We start from the raw sequence: 15,850 nt of genomic DNA, 5'->3' as shown, positions 1-15,850 counted from the left end.
TCCAAACGGGACCGAACGCCAGTCCTTTCTGGATAATGATATTGCTCAGTTTGCAGGTCGTCCGACGGAGAAACCGGGTATGGTTGCGGACGGGGCTTACTGATGATGCCCACTCCTGCTCGCGACCCTACGCTTTGGGCACGAGTACTTATCGTGAGCATCATGCGCTCGATGAACGAAGAGCCCCAGCACTACCGCCCGATCATGACCGTATCGTTCTCGCTAAGCGATTGCTCAGACGTCGGTCGGCGCGCGTGGCGGCTTCGCGGTCGGCATCAGCCCCAGCCCCTCGCCGCGACTGACTGCTACTTTGCGGCAGGTCCCGATTGGTTGCGGCGCGGCTTCGTGTTAAGGATTCACGATTATGTGGTCGATGCCGCAAGCAGCCGCGCGAACAAGAGATGATGAGCGGACGTTGCCGCTCCCATGGCCACCAGTAGAGCAGTGATGTTCGACCGGGCCGCCGCCTCCGAGCCTTCGGCTGACTGCGCAAACTCAGCGCTCAATCCGTATAGCAGCGCTTGCTCAATCTGCTCGGCGAACAGCTCCGCCTCCGCAACTCGCTTGCGCAGTTTCTGCACGTCGCCATCGGCGAACTCGGGCCACTCCTTCAGCGTACGTCGCACGGAGCGCAGCGGTTGCACGACCTCCTCCGACCATCCGACGGCGGCGACACGGATCCGCAGAAAGTCGGCAGCTGGAAGTACAACGCCGCGCTTGGCACCCAGCCAGGCGGCGAGAAGCAGCACGTTGACGTCGAGGCCCAGTTTGTCCTGTCCCTCAAGACATTCCTGCTGGACGCCTGGCACCCTATAGACCTCCAGCGAAAACTGCCAGAACGGGTTGTCAAGTTCGAGCGCGCCCATCGTTGCGTCAGGCATTGTCGGTCCTGCGGGTTTTACCGCTCCAGCGCCGCACGGTTCCGAGATCGATGTCGAAAAGGTCGAGCACCCGACCGAGCGTGTGATCGATCATGTCTTTGATCGATTCCGGGCGCGTATAGAAGGCCGGCACCCACGGAAAGATGATTGCGCCGGCTTCGGTCATCGCGGTCATGCTTCGGATGTGCCCCAGATGCAGCGGCGTTTCCCGCAGCATCAACACCACGCGCCGCAGTTCCTTGAGGCACACATACGCGGAGCGCGACACGAGATTGCTGGTCACGCCACTCGAAATTTTAGACACGGTCTTGATAGAGCATGGCACAATGATCATCCCAAGCGGCCTAAACGATCCGCTCGACCAGGCAGCACCAAGGTCCTGCTCCGGATAGCTGACTGTCGCAGAAGCTTCAAGCTGCGCTATGGACAAATCAGTCTCATACGCCAACGTGAGCCGGGCCGCGCACGACACGATGATGAAGCGCCCCCGGTTTTTAGGCCAGCCGGTGCGGGAATTTTCCTGGGTTAACGCTCATTCCGGCGGGGGCGCCGCAGAGCGGTTCATCAGCGATATCGGTGGCTTGTTGCCGATCGCGCTGTGACGACGAATCGAGAACCTGTCCGCGGAATCATGCGGATGGCATCGTCGCGATAGGCCTGTTCGTGGTGCCGTCCGTCTGGTTCCGGCTGTTGTATGGACTGTTGATCATGGACCATGGCCGGCGCCAAATCCTTTGGCTTGGTGTGATGGCGCATCCGACTGCCGAGTGGATCGCCAATCAACTCACTGAAGCATGTGGCTGGGAGCGGACACCGAGCTATCTGATCCGTGATCTCGATACCTGCTATAGCGAGGTGTTTACCCGGCGCCTTCGATCTCTTGGCATTCGCGACCGTCCGACATCTCCGCACTCACCCTGGCAGAACGGATACGCGGAGCGTCTGATTGGATCGATCCGCCGTGAATGCCTTGACCACGTCGTCGTGTTCGGAGAGCAGCACCTACGTCATGTGCTGTCGTGCTACCTCGATTACTATAATGTGGCCCGCACACATCTATCTCTGTTCAAGGACGCGCCAATCCAACGCTCCGTTCAATCAGTAGGACGCATCAAAGCGCACCCTGTTCTTGGCGGTCTGCACCATTAATACGCGCGGATTTGATTTACGACATGGACAGCGGATAGAAACCAATCCATGCCGTTATCCTCCGATCAGGCCGCGGGTCGCTCCTCGTGCCGGAGCGCGGATAGACATCCCGTGCACTGATTTTTGAGTAGAGTTCACCACCTTATTGCTCGACGACTATGGATATGCAATGAACCGATAATCTGAAGAGGCATTGAATCGTTCTAGTCGAACTGTGGATCAAACAGCGAATCGAAAGAAACGACGATGAAAAGCAAGAAGCCTTCCAAACTTGGTGGCGCTAAAGCGGTTACTAAATCCAGGGGACCTGATTTGGATTTTCCTATTTCGGAGAGTGTTGGTTTTCAAATCCGTACAACACACCGCGCATTGCAACGCTACTTGCAGCTAAGGATTGAACCTTATGGTGTTACTTTAGGTATGTGGTACTTCTTGCGTGCGCTCTGGCACGAAGATGGGCTTAACCAACGCGAGCTATCTCGCCGAGTCGGCACAATGGAGCCGACCACTCTCAGTGCAATTCTGAGCATGGAAAAGCGGGGGCTCGTCCGCCGCGTGCGAAATAAAAAGGATCGCCGCATATTGCATGTTCATCTCACGCCGAAAGCACAAAAAATGGGAAAATATCTGATGCCGTTAGCAAAAGATGTGGTGGCAACGGCCGTTCAAAATTTGTCAAATGGCGAGGTGAGACAATTGCTTGGAGCGTTGTCTGAAATTCAGAAAAATCTTCATGCCACCATTTCACAACTCGACGAAATCAAATTGAAGATTATTGAGTAAGCGTATAGCAATTTGCCTATCTTTTGACAGCGGTTGGATGACGATAGGCGGAGGAGGGGCTTGTGAAATGATGATTAGGAGGCTAAGTTAATTTTTGATTTTGCGAACATGTTTCCACGGTGGCCATCATGTGCTCACAGGCATTGAAGGAGGAGCGGAATGGTGTTTTCGGTAAAGAGCAATAGCTTTAACGATGGCGACTACCTTAGCCTTGACCACATTCTATCTTCAGAGGTTGGGTTTGGATGCGCGGGCGGCAATAAGTCGCCCCACCTCGCTTGGGCTGGGGCGCCAGCCGGAACCAAGAGTTTCGCTGTAACGTGCTATGATCCAGATGCACCGACAGGCAGCGGGTTTTGGCATTGGGTCGTAGTCAACATTCCAATGAATGCGACCGAACTTGTGCTTGATGCCGGGAATCCTAAACTGTCTCTGTTGCCACGAGGCGCGTTGCAGACACGCACGGACTATGGAACGCCTCAATATGGCGGTCCATGTCCACCCCCTGGGGACCACCCGCACCGGTACCTTTTTACAGTTTTCGCGGTTGGTCTGGATCAATTGCAGGTGACGCCTGACACATCGGCAGCGATCGTAGGCTTCCAACTCAATCTAAATACGCTGAGCAAGGTGGCAATTATGGGACTTTATAAACGATGACGCCTGTGGCCGTGCCACCAAGATAATGCGTGCCTCGCAGCCAGCCCAGCCTCCAGATCAATAACCTTGAAGCCGAACTCGGCGTGGCGTGTTCTGCTGGTCGATTGACATGCCAACACCGATCGAGCGAGCTGCCGCATTTGGCCGCAGATCCCCAGCTAAAAATCGAGTTCTTCACGGACGGCTCAGCTAACAACAGTGCCTGATACGACAGTCAAACTGGGGAGCGCCGGCTGATTGCCGGCGCTCTTCGCTAGGTACTATTGCTTTGCGGCGCTGTAGGGATAGATGAAATCTCCGGTCTTATCTTTGGGTGGCCAGACGAGAACCCAATTTTTAGGATCAATCACCTGACTTACTTCATTTCCAGTTACGTTGCGAAACTGGCTTGCCAAGGACATTGGCTTGATCCATTCGCCATCCGGTCCAAACGAAATCTCACCGACCACTGTAGAAAAAGTGTGACGGTGGATCTCGTCCGCGAGCTTGGTGTGATCTAGACTTTTAGTTCTCTCGACAGCGGTTGCCAGCACCTGTCCCGCAGCATAAGCGTATGGCACAAAGTTATATCCGAATGGGTCAATTCCTTGCCCTTTCGCCCGTTCCCGATATTTTGCCAGTACCTCTTGGACGCCGGCAAAATTTAGTGTTGGGACGGGCATATAGGTTTCGGCGTTATTCACATAGCCGTTCATCAACGGGCCTAACTGTATCTTCAGAGGAGTGATGAGCATCCCGACCAACGTTCCCCCTATCATTTTGGGTGCGAGCTTAACCTCATCAGCTGCACGCACGAAGGCAACTGTATCTGGCGGGTACGCAGCAACGAACACTATATCTGGATCGGTTGCCTTGATTGCACGGACGACCGGTGACAGATCGGTCATTCCTGGTGGGTACCGCTCGTCGTAAACAATAGTTAGGCCCGCCGCCTTAGCATTTTCACGGGCGCCATCGGTCGCGGTCTTTCCGAACTCCGCATCAGCCCCGACGATTGCGATTGTCTTCGGTGCCGGGCTCTGCGCTTTTGCCAATTCAAAGAATCCGCGCGAGAATTCGCGCGCTGGACTCGCGCCGTAAGGCAGCATCGAAAAATAGTTCTTGTACTTGAATTGACTATTCGCGGCCAAACCCATCATGCTGATCGTCATGTGGCCACGGGACATCAACCCAGGGATGGCGGCCGCAACTTGATTTGTTGCGTATGGTCCAAGCAAGAGATCGACTTTATCGATATCAATCAGCTTGGAGTAGATCGGTGGAACATTGGCCGGCGCAGTCCTGTCATCATAATATACAAGCTGCACTGGCCTCCCCATTAAGCCGCCCTTAGCATTAACATCATCGCGCCAGATTTCGAGACCGACTAGCAGTTGCTTGCCTGCTCCTCCTCCAGCTCCGGTCAGGCTCATGCTGAAACCAACTTTGATTGGATCTGCGGCACGTACTGGCAACAAATAAAGTTGGGAAAAGATTAATCCTATTCCCAGCGCCATAAACCCAGCTATTCGAGATCCTGGCAGTCGTATGATTGAAAGCATCCGACGTTCCCTCCTATTCGAGTTTCAAGGCTGATCAAAAAACCATAGTAAAATACTTAGAGTACAATGTGGATAGTAGGTGGACCTATCGAGGGGTTTTCTCTCGTGCTGTTGCGTGTGGCCGCATGAGCAAATCCCTGAAATCTGAATGTTGCCGGGATGCATTTGGGCGCACTCTTGCGTGCGGTTGCCATCAAATATTTGGCGCGCGCTGCAATATGACCCAGCGCGCCTGTTGGCGGGCTCGGCATGCGCTTCAGAAAGGCCGGAAGTTTCCGACCGTCGTTCGGTCGTGCGCATCCGACATAGACAACACGATTGGAGTGATGTTGTCGATCCTGAAGTAGTGGCTGTCTTATTAGCAAACCCAGGCGCCTCCAATTTCCCCATCCATCAATTCGAAAGAGAATTTGTTCCTTTGCTGATCAAATAAGGTAAGTATGACAGATCATGACTCAAAAGCATATCGCTTAGTATACTAAGCATAATGGCGCTTGGCACTAGCTAACGGCTTGAGAGAGTAAGCATGCTTCGTGAGATGTGAGGTGGCTTTGCTGCAATGCGGGAACCCGGCTGTTTGACGCAGCTCAATTGAGGCGGCATATTTTGGGGAGGCTTGACATAGAATCATCTTGTGATGTCGTTTGCCAAAATCTGAAATGGGCGCTCCGGCTCACACAGAGGCAGCGATAAACCAAATCCTTCGAAGCGTGTGCCAGGCCCAAGTGGCAGGACGATGCCGTGGCGCAAACGCCGACCACTTGCAATCCCGGGCGCCGCGAGATAGCTGGCTTTCTTCACAGTCATCTGAAATTGAAGCGAATTATATTATAGAAGAGCGCTCCGGCTCTTGGAGGAGAGCGCTAATAGCGAACGCACGCGCAAAGCGCCGACCGATCGCGCGGTTGGCGCTGAGTGCCGAGAAGCGGAGCTATCTGGAGCGGCAGGTACGTCGACGTCGCGTTGCCCGATCGTGGTCGGAGCGATGCCGCATGATTCTGCGGCGTGCGGATGGATGCCCCAGCAAGTCGGTCGCGGTAGAGATCGGTGTGCACGAACATCCAGTTGGCAAATGGCGGCACCGTTTCTTGAGGAATCTGTGATGGTCCGCTCGACGAGATCCGCCTTGGCCGGTCGCAATTGACGACGACCAGGTGGCGGCTATTTGGCTCGCACCCGGTTCCGAAGTTTCACATCTAGCAGACGTTGCGCACCCGGGCCGAGATCCGCGTCTTTGTCGACCGCCACAACCAAAACTTCAAGCCTTTCAAGTGCGCCACATCCGCCGACCAGATACTGACCTCGGTCAAGGGCTCCTGTCAGAAAACACAGAAGAACTTATGCGCCGACCTTTACATTCACGTGACTAAAGGCGGCGGGCAGTCAGCCAAATCGCTTGACAAGTGTATCCACTTTACTAAGGTTCCTAACCAATAAAGCAAACATTCTAATTTTGGAACTGCTGAAGGGGAAGATATTGGGTGAGCGCCGGTTGGACCTCGCTTGAAGATCCCGATCTGGCGAGCGTAACGGCCGGCGCTTAGCTCGCGCTATGACACAAATCTTGCGTTGTACCATCGGCGACGCAATCGCGCTGCGTCGATGTGACGGGCGAAGCCGACACTATCAAACAAGGCGTGGTTTGTATTTATTGTCGCATACAATGAGGACAAAGGGGGGATAAGTGAAAAAGAAGCGCGTTTGTATTGACGTCGGAGGCACGTTCACGGATTGCCTTGTGATGGACGAGTTGGGGATGCTGCAAAAATTTAAGGCATCAACTACCCCCCACGACCCGTCAGTTGGCCTGATGGATGCAATAAAAAAGGCCGCACGTTATTACCAAATAGGCGTCAAAGACTTTTTGGGCCAAATTGAGATGTTGGTTCATGGTACGACCCTTGCCACGAACATTGTCCTTACGGGTCGCGGCGCAAAAGCGGGGATGATTACGACCAAGGGATTCCGGGATAGCATTGAAATACGCCGTGGAATTAAGCCGATCGACGTATCCCTCTACAATTTATTCATTCCGCCGAATGAGCCGCTAATCCCACGGTGGCGACGAATTGGAGTCGAAGAACGCACACTCGCTGACGGAAAGATATTCACTCAGCTCAACGAGCAAGAAGTAAGAGAAGCGGTTAGAGTTCTCAAGGCTGAGGACGTAGAGTCGATCGCCATTTGCTTCCTGCATTCCTATGCAAACCCGGCAAATGAACAGCGAGCCGCAGAGATTTGTCGGGAGGTGGCGCCGGACGTTTTCGTCAGCACGTCGCATGAAACATTGCCAGTATGGCGCGAATTCGAGCGCTTTAATACGACGGCGGTCGGCGCTTACGTCGGACCGGCCGTTGCTCGCTATCTAACAAAGCTCGAGCAAGTGCTGAAGAAGTCTGGTTTCAGTGGCACTTTTCTCATGATGCTCGCTAATGGGCTGGTGCAAAACGTCGCCGAATGCGTCCGGCGTCCCGTGTACCTATTGCATTCGGGGCCAGCGGCGGCCCCGTCCGGCGCGGTTCATCTCGGTCGATACCTTGGTGAAGAAAACCTACTTTCGGTCGACATGGGGGGCACGAGCTTTGACATATGCCTCGTGAACAAGGGTGAAATCCCGACCACAACCGAGCATTGGGAGAATGATCAGCGCGTCGCTATCAAGATGGTCGATATCGCCAGTATCGGAGCGGGCGGCGGATCGATCGCAAACGTCGATGCGCTCGATCTTTTACGAGTTGGTCCGGCGAGCGCCGGGGCGGATCCGGGGCCTGCTTGTTACGGCCGCGGCAGTGAAGCGACGGTGACCGATGCTAATCTGATCCTCGGCTATGTCCCTGCCGATTATTTCCTCGGCGGGGAAATGACGCTCGATGTCAAGGCCGCTCGCGAAACAATGAAGCCATTGGCCAAGCGATTTAATACCGACGAGGTTGGGGTTGCGGAGTCGATCTTCCGAACTGTAAACGCCAATATGGCGAACAAGATCACGGAAGTCTCGACTAAGTGCGGCTACGACGTCCGAAATACGGTGATGATTGCAGGCGGTGGCGGCGGCCCTATTCATGGCGGGTTTATTGCCGACGCGCTTGGGATCAACAAAGTCGTCGTGCCGGCGGTTGCGGCGCTCTACAGCGCCTTCGGCATGTTTGCCATGGATATCGGCCAAGATTACGCCCGATCCTTCGTCAGCCGCGTTGTAGGCGCTGACGTCGATGCATTAAACAATATCTACGAGGAGATGGAAGCGGAGGCGACGACTTCATTCCGTACGCATGGGATCGATCCGAAAGCCATCGTGTTCAAGCGCACTGCTGACGTTCGATACGTAGGGCAGTTTCACGAGGTCGAGACGGATATACCTAACGGCAGGCTCGACCGCGAGACATTGGATGCTGCAGCGAACTCGTTCGCCTGCAAACACGAAGAATTGTATACCTTCTCCATGCCGTGGAAGGCAGTCGAAATTCTCACTTTGCGTCTAAAGGCGACGACCCCGAATGCCGCGTTTTCTCTTCCGCAAGTAGAGCAGGGCGATGCTGATCCTGCCGGTGCGCTGAAGCGCCGGCGAATGTGCCGCTTTAATGGTCGTGATATTGATACACCGGTATACGATGGAGAGAAAGTAACGGCGGGCAATTTTATTTCTGGGCCGGCGATCATCGAGGAAACCACCACAACCGTGGTTGTCCCTGAGGCCTACGTGTGCTCGGTGGACAAACACAAGAATTACATTCTTACCCGCCGTTGAGGAACGCGATATGACGAATAAACCTAATATAGATGCGACCACGGTCGCCACTATCTGGCACTCCATGCAGACGATCTGCAAGGAGATGCGGCATATGGTCAAGCGTACGGCGCAAAACTATCTGATCGGTCAGCTTCAGGACATGTCTGTTGGAATCTGGGGTGTAGACGGGACAACCATCGCGGTTCCGGTAGGATTGCCCGTGCAGTTTCTTGGCACGACCTTCGCGGTGAAAGACTTGGTAAAAATCTTCGGCGACGATATCAACCCCGGGGATGTATTCTTGACCAATGATCCCTACCACGGCGGCCATAATTGTCATTTGCCCGACTGGGGCTATATTCGACCAATCTTTTACAAAAACGAGTTGCTGTTTTTCACACTCTGCCGCGGCCATCAAATGGATACTGGCGGCTCGTTTCCGGGCGGATATTTTCCCAACGGCTATGACATCCATGCAGAAGGTCTGATTATTCCGCCGATCAAAGTCATAGAACGCGGCAAAGAAAGGAAAGATCTGGTCAACCTGATTCTTAGCAACGTGCGCTTTGCAGAAGGAGTGCGCGTCGATCTGCATGCCATGATTGGCGCAACCACAATGTGTGAGCGTCGAATTCTGGCGCTACTTGAAACCTATGGTAAGGACACAGTCCTTGCCTCTGTTGACGAAATGGTTAAGCGTACGGAAATAGCAGTACGCGAGGAAATTCGTAAAATTCCCGATGGTGTTTATACCGGAGCGGCGGCAACCGACGATGACGGTACGTCGCTTGATGAGCCGGTCTGGGTCCGTGCCAGCATCACGGTCAAAGACGACGAAATGACAATCGATTTGTCAGATAGCGATGGCCAACGTAAGGGATTTATCAACAGCGTATACGCGGCGACATATGGAAATGCGATCGCTGCGGCGATCCTGTATTTCGATCCGGCGCTCGCCGACTATCACAACCAGGGAACGATGGAGCCGATTAAGGTGATTGCGCCGCCCGGTTTGGTGGTCAACTGCCAGTATCCGGCCACGGTCGGTGCCTCACCCGTGAACGTGGGAATTCAGGTAATGGAAGCTGTTCTTGAGGCGCTGGCCGCGGCGCTGCCGCAACGCGCAGTGGCAGCTTGGGGCAAACACCGTGGCGACTATGTCTTTGCCGTTGATCCACGGACGACCGAACGTTACGTGCGGACAAGTTTTGACTATGATGGTAGCGCTGGCGCAGTCTGGGGTTACGATGGCTATCAAGCCGTGAGCACATTGACCGCTCTTGGCGCCGCGCATCGGGATAATGTTGAGGAAATGGAAGTGAGGGTGCCTTGGCGCGCCCTCCAATGGGAAATGGTCGCCGACTTTACTGGAGCCGGAAAATGGCGTGGCGGGCCCGGCGTGCATTGGGAAGCCGTAAATGAAGGCTCCGATGGACAGATGGCCACTGGAAGCTCAGACGGTGACGTCGTTCAAGGATTTGGCGCGCTTGGCGGGGAGGTGTCTCCGCTCTGTCGTACTTATCTGCGTCGGAACGGTGAGGACATTCGGGTCAAGCCGCATCGACTCGTGCAGGTCAAAACGGGCGATATCCTGGTAAAGCATTCGTCGGGCGGCGGCGGCGTTGGCAACCCGGCCGAGCGCGATCCGGAAATGGTCCGACTCGATGTGAAGAAAGGATTCGTGTCGCCGGAAGCCGCAAAAGCAACCTATAAGGTCGTGCTGAACCAGAGCAGCCTTGATGTCGATCACGAGGCAACCAAGATGCTGCGCGCGCAATCGTAAACGCGCGATGTCTCGCAAATGTGTACGCTCGTCGCGAGTGATCGGGGTCTGTTCGAACGGATTGCTTTCCCGACATGCCGCAGTCACTCGTCGAATTTTGGCATAAGTATAGGTATGCACAAAAACAAACAGTTGTCGTTGCGCACGTCGGCGCGGCGACAGCGTGTAACCGAACTGGCTTTCCGACAAGGGGGAAGCGAGGGTGCGCCTCTCGTATTAAATAAAATCTTGCGACCGATGGCTGGCGACAGCCATCGTCGAGCGTCCGTCAATATCCACCAATACTTGCGCAGTTGCATATTAGCGAACGTGCTTCCGCCGGAGACGATCCTTTCTCAGGTCGAGGTGGCGGAGTGTCTCAAGGTGAGCCGGACGCCGGTGCGAGAAGCTTTTCGGATGCTGCAAGAAGAAGGATTAATCAGCGCCGCGCCGAATTATCGCTGCAAGGTTATTGGCTTCGATCCCGAAGAGCTTGAACTCTTGTATGTGTCGCGCATTATGAACGAGAGTGTTTCGGCGGCTATTACAGTCCAGAGCTTGAATGACGACGACATCCACAAACTAGAGTCAAGCTTTCTAGGTATGGGTAAGTCGAAGGAAGAACATAAATTCGGCGAATGGATCACCTATCATCGCGCGTTTCATCAGATGCTTCTCGCCGGGGCTAATCTAAAGCTCCAGCGGCGGATGTACATAGATTGTCATCGTAGCGAACGCTATGTGTATAATGCGAGGCAATCCGGCCTTACAGACATTTTCAGCCGCGCGGCAAGGGAACACGAAGAACTCCTGCGCGCGTGTAAAAAGCGTGAGCCAGATGTGGTTGCATCCTTGCTAACCCAGCATCTGGCCAGCGCCTGCATTGATATTTTGAACGCCATTGCACCGCACTGGCAGCCGATAACCTTGCGTACTGCTGCCGGATTCATGCTTCAAGGCGCCGCTTGTTTCGACAAGCAGCAGAAAACTGCCGATAAGGCCGCGCCGCTCCGACTGCGCATACTCGACAAGAAACGCCGCGGTTCAAGGAAAGAATGAGGAGATGGAAGACAACAGTACATTGATGTCACCAGGACTTTCATCAACCGTCTGATATTCGCAACGGCGCGCTATCTGCAAGTGCGTCTCGCGCGCGAAGGAATCACCATTGGCTATGGTTCGTGTCGCACATGTTATGAGAAAAAGACACCTCGTCATAGAGCGAGTGAGAATCAAAAGACCGACTACAGTGACTGGGCTCAATTCGATGGGCCGTGCCGGCCTAGTCAAGAGCGTTAATTTGAAGCGCGATCTACTCGACACTATGTAAGGACGGAAATCTTGAAACGCCCTGCAATCGCAGTTTCGGCCTCAGCGCTACCTTCCGCCGCGGAAGGCTTACGCATGCTGCGTCAGATGCAGCTAATCCGCTCCTTTGAGGAGGCGGTCCGCAATCTCTATTCCGGCGGCATGATCCCCGGGCTGGTGCACCTATGCGCAGGGCAGGAAGCGGTCGCAGTGGGTGTCTGCTCGCTGCTCAACAGCGACGACATGATCGCCAGCAATCACCGTGGCCATGGCCACTGCCTGGCCAAGGGCACCGACGTTGGCCGCATGATGGCCGAGGTGATGGGACGTCGCACCGGTTATGGCTTGGGCCGTGGCGGTACACTGCATATTTTCGACGCTACTCATGGCAACCTGGGCACCACCGGCATCGTTGGTGGTGGTATTCCGCTTGCTGCCGGTGCCGCACTTGCTGCAAAGCGCAACGGCCGTAGTCAGGTGGCGGCCGCCTTCTTCGGGGACGGCGCGCTTAATCAGGGACTGATGTTCGAAGTGATGAACATGGCGGCGATTTGGAAGCTACCAGTGCTGTTTGTTTGCGAGAATAACGGTTTCGGCGAATTCACCGCGATTGAGGACGTGACGGCCGGAGTTAATCCGGTCGTCCGCGGTCAGGCCTTCGATATCCCATCGGAAACCGTGGATGGTATGGATGTAATAGCGGTGCGCGCGGCAGCCGAAGAAGCGATCACACGTGCCCGTACCGGCGGCGGTCCGAGCTTTCTCATTTGCAACACGTACCGTTATGGCGGCCATCACGTCGGCGACAAGCAGGACTACAAAGACGACGATGAGGCGAAGGCCTGGCGACTGAAAGATCCGATCGAGCGCCTCGGACGCCGATTGATTGAATTCAATTTGGCCACTGAGGAAAAGATTTCCGCTCAGCAAGCCGAGGTCGATGCTGAGGTGCACACCGCGATCGATGCTGCAAAAGCGGCACCATTCCCCGCCGGGGAAGATCTGAGAGCGTATCTTTATGCCTAACGCGCGTCCCCTTAGCTATCGTGCCGCGGTGCTGGAAGCACTGTTTGTCGAAATGCGCCGCGATGACGCGGTGATCATGCTGGGCGAGGATATCGGCACCGCTGGCGGCGTCTTCAAGCAGACCGACGGCCTATTCGCCGAGTTCGGCGCCGCACGCATTATCGACACGCCGATATCGGAATCCGGCGCCTTCGGCATGGCGGTCGGTGCCGCCATGGCCGGCCAGCGCCCGGTGTTTGAAGTGATGTTCGGCGATTTCATCACCTTGATCATGGATCAACTGGTCAATCAGGCAGCCAAGTTGCACTACATGTCGGCCGGGCAATTCAACGTGCCAATCGTGGTGCGCACCGCTGTTGGCATCGGTGGCAACCTAGGACCACAGCACTCGCAGAGCCTGCACGCATGGTTGGCGCATATCCCTGGGCTGAAAGTGGTGATGCCGTCGACCCCAGCCGACGCGAAGGGCCTAATGGCCGCCGCCATCCGCGACGACAACCCAGTAGTCTTCTTCGAGGATCGCATGCTCTACAACATGCGCGGCGATGTTCCAGATCTGGAACACATCGTACCGATTGGTCGCGCCGACGTGAAACGCGAAGGCCGCGATGTCAGTATCATCGCAGTCAGCCGCATGGTGCATACAGCCTTGGCTGCCGCCGATCTACTGGCAAAGGACGATATTTCCGCCGAAGTGCTCGACCCACGCAGCTTGGTGCCGCTTGACATCGATGCACTGGTGGCGTCCGTGAAAAAGACCTCGCGCGCCATCGTTGTCGACGGCGGTCATCTGCAATACGGCGTCACTGGCGAGCTTGCCGCCACCATCTCGGAACACGCCTTCGATTATCTCGACGCGCCGGTGCTGCGCGCCGGTAGCGCCGACGTACCCATCCCGTTCAGCAAGACGCTTGAGCCGCTGATGTTGCCCGACGCCGAGAAATTGGCGCAGGTCGCCGCCGCGCTGGTGCGCGGCCAACGATAAAGCTTGGAGGAATAAATGCCCCTCGATCGTAAGACCAGCCTGTCAATCTTTGATCGTATGCTTGTGATGCGCCATTTCGAAGAGGCGGTCATTCATATGCACGAACAGAAAGCATTCGCCGGTCATTATCATATCTATATTGGTCAGGAGGCCACAGGCGCAGCAGTTCTGGAGCAGTTGAGCAAATCCGACCTGATCTGCACTACCCATCGCAATCATGGCCATCTTGTCGGACGAGGCTGCGATCCCGGTCGGACGATGGCCGAAATTTTCGGTCGCGCCACCGGCTTTAACGGAGGTCGCGCCGGCACGCTGCACATTTCCGACGCCTCCAAGGGATTTCTTTCGACATCGGCGATCGTCGGCGGCTGTGCGGGGCTCGCAACTGGAGCAGCATTCGGCATCAAGACGAAGCGCGAAAGCAATGTGGCTGTGGGATTCTTTGGCGATGGGTCGTTGGAAGAAGGCCTTGTCATTGAATCGTTCAACATGGCCGCACTCTGGAAGCTGCCGGTCGTTTACGTATGTGAGAATAATTCTGCTGGCGCGATGGGCCCGCAGCAGGGCGGCTATCCGACCGCCATTACCGCAACCAGCAGTTTTATCAATCTACCGGCCGCATACGGAATCAAATGCATTAAGGTCGATGGCGCCGACATGAGCGCGGTTCATGCTGCGGCCAGAAGCGGAATCGAGCAGTGCCGCAGCGGCAACGGTCCGGTCTTTATCGAGGCAATTACGGTGCGCTGGCCGGGGAGCAGCCCGCTGTGGCCTGAGCTTGCGACAACAACCGATCTCACGGCGGTATGGGAACCCTCGAGGATTCAAGGGCCGCACGCTGACTGGTTGCGCAACCACGATCCGCTGCTTCGCGCTGCTCATGAGCTGCTGAAGGCCGGCCATGCATCACAGGATGAAATCATGAAGTATGATGAACAAGCGCGCGCCCGCATCGCAAGTGCGGTGTCCTTTGCACTGGAGAGTCCGTTGCCTCTGACGAGCACCGTCGCTGACCATATTATGGCAGGGAGCGCAAAATGAGAAAGATCAGTTATGCCGCAGCCATCGTCGAGGCTTTGCGACAAAGCCTGATCGAAGACTCGAATGTGAGTTTGGTCGGAAGCTATGTGCTCGGCCTTGGACCCAAGCGCGTTCTGATGGACCAAATTCGCGACGAGTTTTCCGACCGAATATTTGATCCTCCGACGTCGGAAGCTGCAATCATCAGTCTCGGTGCCGGAGCTGCCATGGCGGGTGCCCGTCCGTTCGTTGATATTGGAACAGCGAGTTTCACCTACGTGGGCTGGTCGCCGCTAGTTAACGAAGCGGCGGTTGCATGCTACATGTCTGGAGGAAATCAGCGGGTTCCGGTCGTCTACCATATGCTGCATGGGCTGCGCATCGGCGGTGCCGCGCAACATAGTCACAGCCCTCAGGCCATGTTGTGGAACGCACCGGGTCTGGAGATCGTGCTGCCGTCAAGTCCCTATGATGTCAAAGGTCTTATCCGCAGCGCGATCAAAAGCAATAATCCGACAATATTGGTCGATCACGCGCGCCTGATGGATATTGAAGGTGAGGTTCCCGAGCACGACTACGAAATTCCATTCGGCCGTGGCGACATCAAACGGCCCGGTCGCGACGTAACGGTAATTGCAACGTCCTATATCGTGCAAACCGCGCTGACGGCAGCAGCTCAGTTAGCCAATGAAGGAATCGATGTCGAAGTGGTTGATCCTCGGACTTTGGTTCCGCTCGACCGTGATCTGATTCTCGATTCTGTCGGCCGGACCGGGCGTTTAGTTGTGGCTGACGAGACTTACCTTAGCTGCGGTGTGGCTTCCGAATTGGCCGCAATTGTCGTCGAACATGGATTCAAATCGCTGCGTGCGCCGATCATACGGGTTGCGCGTCCAGATATCCCGACGCCATTCAGTAGACCACTGGAGGAGGCCATTACGCCAACTGCGGAAAAGATATGTGCTGCAGTTCGCGAAGTGCTGGTCTGGAATTGATGAAGTCGGG

General features: G+C 55.4%; 13 protein-coding genes and 2 pseudogenes. 12 read left to right on the top strand and 3 right to left on the bottom strand.

The annotated features are described in order from the left end of the window. Positions 1–362: 362 nt before the first annotated feature. Positions 363–881: a TIGR02444 family protein gene (locus RO009_00190; GenBank protein MDT3683448.1), complete on the bottom strand. Its 519-nt coding sequence runs from the start codon at positions 879–881 to the stop codon at positions 363–365. Beyond that, a pseudogene (locus RO009_00185) lies at positions 874–1,359 on the bottom strand (UbiX family flavin prenyltransferase). The gene RO009_00190 and the pseudogene RO009_00185 overlap by 8 nt, the downstream one beginning before the upstream one ends. On the opposite strand from RO009_00185, the gene RO009_00180 reads away from it, so the two are divergent. From RO009_00180 to RO009_00165, 4 genes are all read left to right on the top strand, one after another. Continuing rightward, positions 1,304–1,483: a hypothetical protein gene (locus RO009_00180; GenBank protein MDT3683447.1), complete on the top strand. Its 180-nt coding sequence runs from the start codon at positions 1,304–1,306 to the stop codon at positions 1,481–1,483. The pseudogene RO009_00185 and the gene RO009_00180 sit on opposite strands and share 56 nt — an antisense overlap. A gap of 106 nt (positions 1,484–1,589) precedes the next feature. Then, the gene (locus RO009_00175) at positions 1,590–2,030 is read left to right on the top strand and encodes an integrase core domain-containing protein (protein MDT3683446.1); all 441 of its coding nucleotides are present in this window, start codon (positions 1,590–1,592) and stop codon (positions 2,028–2,030) included. Between the two features lie 246 nt (positions 2,031–2,276). Further along, positions 2,277–2,813: a MarR family winged helix-turn-helix transcriptional regulator gene (locus RO009_00170; GenBank protein MDT3683445.1), complete on the top strand. Its 537-nt coding sequence runs from the start codon at positions 2,277–2,279 to the stop codon at positions 2,811–2,813. A 159-nt stretch (positions 2,814–2,972) separates the two neighbouring features. Next, on the top strand, positions 2,973–3,473 hold the full coding sequence (locus RO009_00165; protein ID MDT3683444.1) for a YbhB/YbcL family Raf kinase inhibitor-like protein: 501 nt from the start codon (positions 2,973–2,975) through the stop codon (positions 3,471–3,473). A gap of 260 nt (positions 3,474–3,733) precedes the next feature. Here the strand turns inward: RO009_00165 and RO009_00160 are convergent, their stop codons facing one another. Continuing rightward, on the bottom strand, positions 3,734–5,014 hold the full coding sequence (locus tag RO009_00160; protein MDT3683443.1) for an amino acid ABC transporter substrate-binding protein: 1,281 nt from the start codon (positions 5,012–5,014) through the stop codon (positions 3,734–3,736). 866 nt (positions 5,015–5,880) lie between these two features. Here RO009_00160 and RO009_00155 point away from each other — a divergent pair. The 8 genes and pseudogenes from RO009_00155 (at position 5,881) to RO009_00120 (ending at position 15,840) form a co-directional block, all read left to right on the top strand. Then, positions 5,881–6,111 (top strand): annotated as a pseudogene (locus RO009_00155) (IS630 family transposase). A gap of 587 nt (positions 6,112–6,698) precedes the next feature. Further along, positions 6,699–8,762 carry a hydantoinase/oxoprolinase family protein gene (locus RO009_00150; protein MDT3683442.1) on the top strand — a complete coding sequence of 688 codons (2,064 nt, stop codon included), beginning with the start codon at positions 6,699–6,701 and terminating at the stop codon, positions 8,760–8,762. A 10-nt stretch (positions 8,763–8,772) separates the two neighbouring features. Then, positions 8,773–10,527 carry a hydantoinase B/oxoprolinase family protein gene (locus RO009_00145; protein MDT3683441.1) on the top strand — a complete coding sequence of 585 codons (1,755 nt, stop codon included), beginning with the start codon at positions 8,773–8,775 and terminating at the stop codon, positions 10,525–10,527. Between the two features lie 114 nt (positions 10,528–10,641). Further along, positions 10,642–11,565 (top strand): GntR family transcriptional regulator, encoded by a 924-nt coding sequence (locus tag RO009_00140; protein ID MDT3683440.1) that lies wholly within the window; start codon positions 10,642–10,644, stop codon positions 11,563–11,565. A gap of 345 nt (positions 11,566–11,910) precedes the next feature. Then, on the top strand, positions 11,911–12,840 hold the full coding sequence (locus RO009_00135) for a thiamine pyrophosphate-dependent dehydrogenase E1 component subunit alpha (protein ID MDT3683439.1): 930 nt from the start codon (positions 11,911–11,913) through the stop codon (positions 12,838–12,840). Further along, positions 12,833–13,825, top strand: coding sequence for an alpha-ketoacid dehydrogenase subunit beta (locus tag RO009_00130; GenBank protein MDT3683438.1), 993 nt, complete (start codon positions 12,833–12,835; stop codon positions 13,823–13,825). The genes RO009_00135 and RO009_00130 overlap by 8 nt, the downstream gene beginning before the upstream one ends. A gap of 15 nt (positions 13,826–13,840) precedes the next feature. Next, the gene (locus RO009_00125; protein ID MDT3683437.1) at positions 13,841–14,866 is read left to right on the top strand and encodes a thiamine pyrophosphate-dependent dehydrogenase E1 component subunit alpha; all 1,026 of its coding nucleotides are present in this window, start codon (positions 13,841–13,843) and stop codon (positions 14,864–14,866) included. Continuing rightward, the gene (locus tag RO009_00120) at positions 14,863–15,840 is read left to right on the top strand and encodes a transketolase C-terminal domain-containing protein (GenBank protein MDT3683436.1); all 978 of its coding nucleotides are present in this window, start codon (positions 14,863–14,865) and stop codon (positions 15,838–15,840) included. The genes RO009_00125 and RO009_00120 overlap by 4 nt, the downstream gene beginning before the upstream one ends. Positions 15,841–15,850: the final 10 nt, after the last annotated feature.

The sequence above is a fragment of the Pseudorhodoplanes sp. genome, assembly GCA_032027085.1.
In the GTDB taxonomy this organism is placed as follows: domain Bacteria; phylum Pseudomonadota; class Alphaproteobacteria; order Rhizobiales; family Xanthobacteraceae; genus Pseudorhodoplanes.
Note: the sequence above shows the minus strand (reverse complement) of the source record. Positions and strands in the feature narration are given on the sequence as shown.

Bases quoted from the DNA above. Each gene is read 5' to 3' on its own strand.
- RO009_00140 (MDT3683440.1), top strand. From the start codon at position 10,642: ATGCACAAAAACAAACAGTTGTCGTTGCGCACGTCGGCGCGGCGACAG.
- RO009_00125 (MDT3683437.1), top strand. From the start codon at position 13,841: ATGCCCCTCGATCGTAAGACCAGCCTGTCAATCTTTGATCGTATGCTT.
- RO009_00175 (MDT3683446.1), top strand. From the start codon at position 1,590: ATGGACCATGGCCGGCGCCAAATCCTTTGGCTTGGTGTGATGGCGCAT.
- RO009_00130 (MDT3683438.1), top strand. From the start codon at position 12,833: ATGCCTAACGCGCGTCCCCTTAGCTATCGTGCCGCGGTGCTGGAAGCA.
- RO009_00145 (MDT3683441.1), top strand. From the start codon at position 8,773: ATGACGAATAAACCTAATATAGATGCGACCACGGTCGCCACTATCTGG.
- RO009_00160 (MDT3683443.1), bottom strand. From the start codon at position 5,014: ATGCTTTCAATCATACGACTGCCAGGATCTCGAATAGCTGGGTTTATG.
- RO009_00120 (MDT3683436.1), top strand. From the start codon at position 14,863: ATGAGAAAGATCAGTTATGCCGCAGCCATCGTCGAGGCTTTGCGACAA.
- RO009_00135 (MDT3683439.1), top strand. From the start codon at position 11,911: ATGCTGCGTCAGATGCAGCTAATCCGCTCCTTTGAGGAGGCGGTCCGC.
- RO009_00190 (MDT3683448.1), bottom strand. From the start codon at position 881: ATGCCTGACGCAACGATGGGCGCGCTCGAACTTGACAACCCGTTCTGG.
- RO009_00180 (MDT3683447.1), top strand. From the start codon at position 1,304: ATGGACAAATCAGTCTCATACGCCAACGTGAGCCGGGCCGCGCACGAC.
- RO009_00165 (MDT3683444.1), top strand. From the start codon at position 2,973: ATGGTGTTTTCGGTAAAGAGCAATAGCTTTAACGATGGCGACTACCTT.
- RO009_00170 (MDT3683445.1), top strand. From the start codon at position 2,277: ATGAAAAGCAAGAAGCCTTCCAAACTTGGTGGCGCTAAAGCGGTTACT.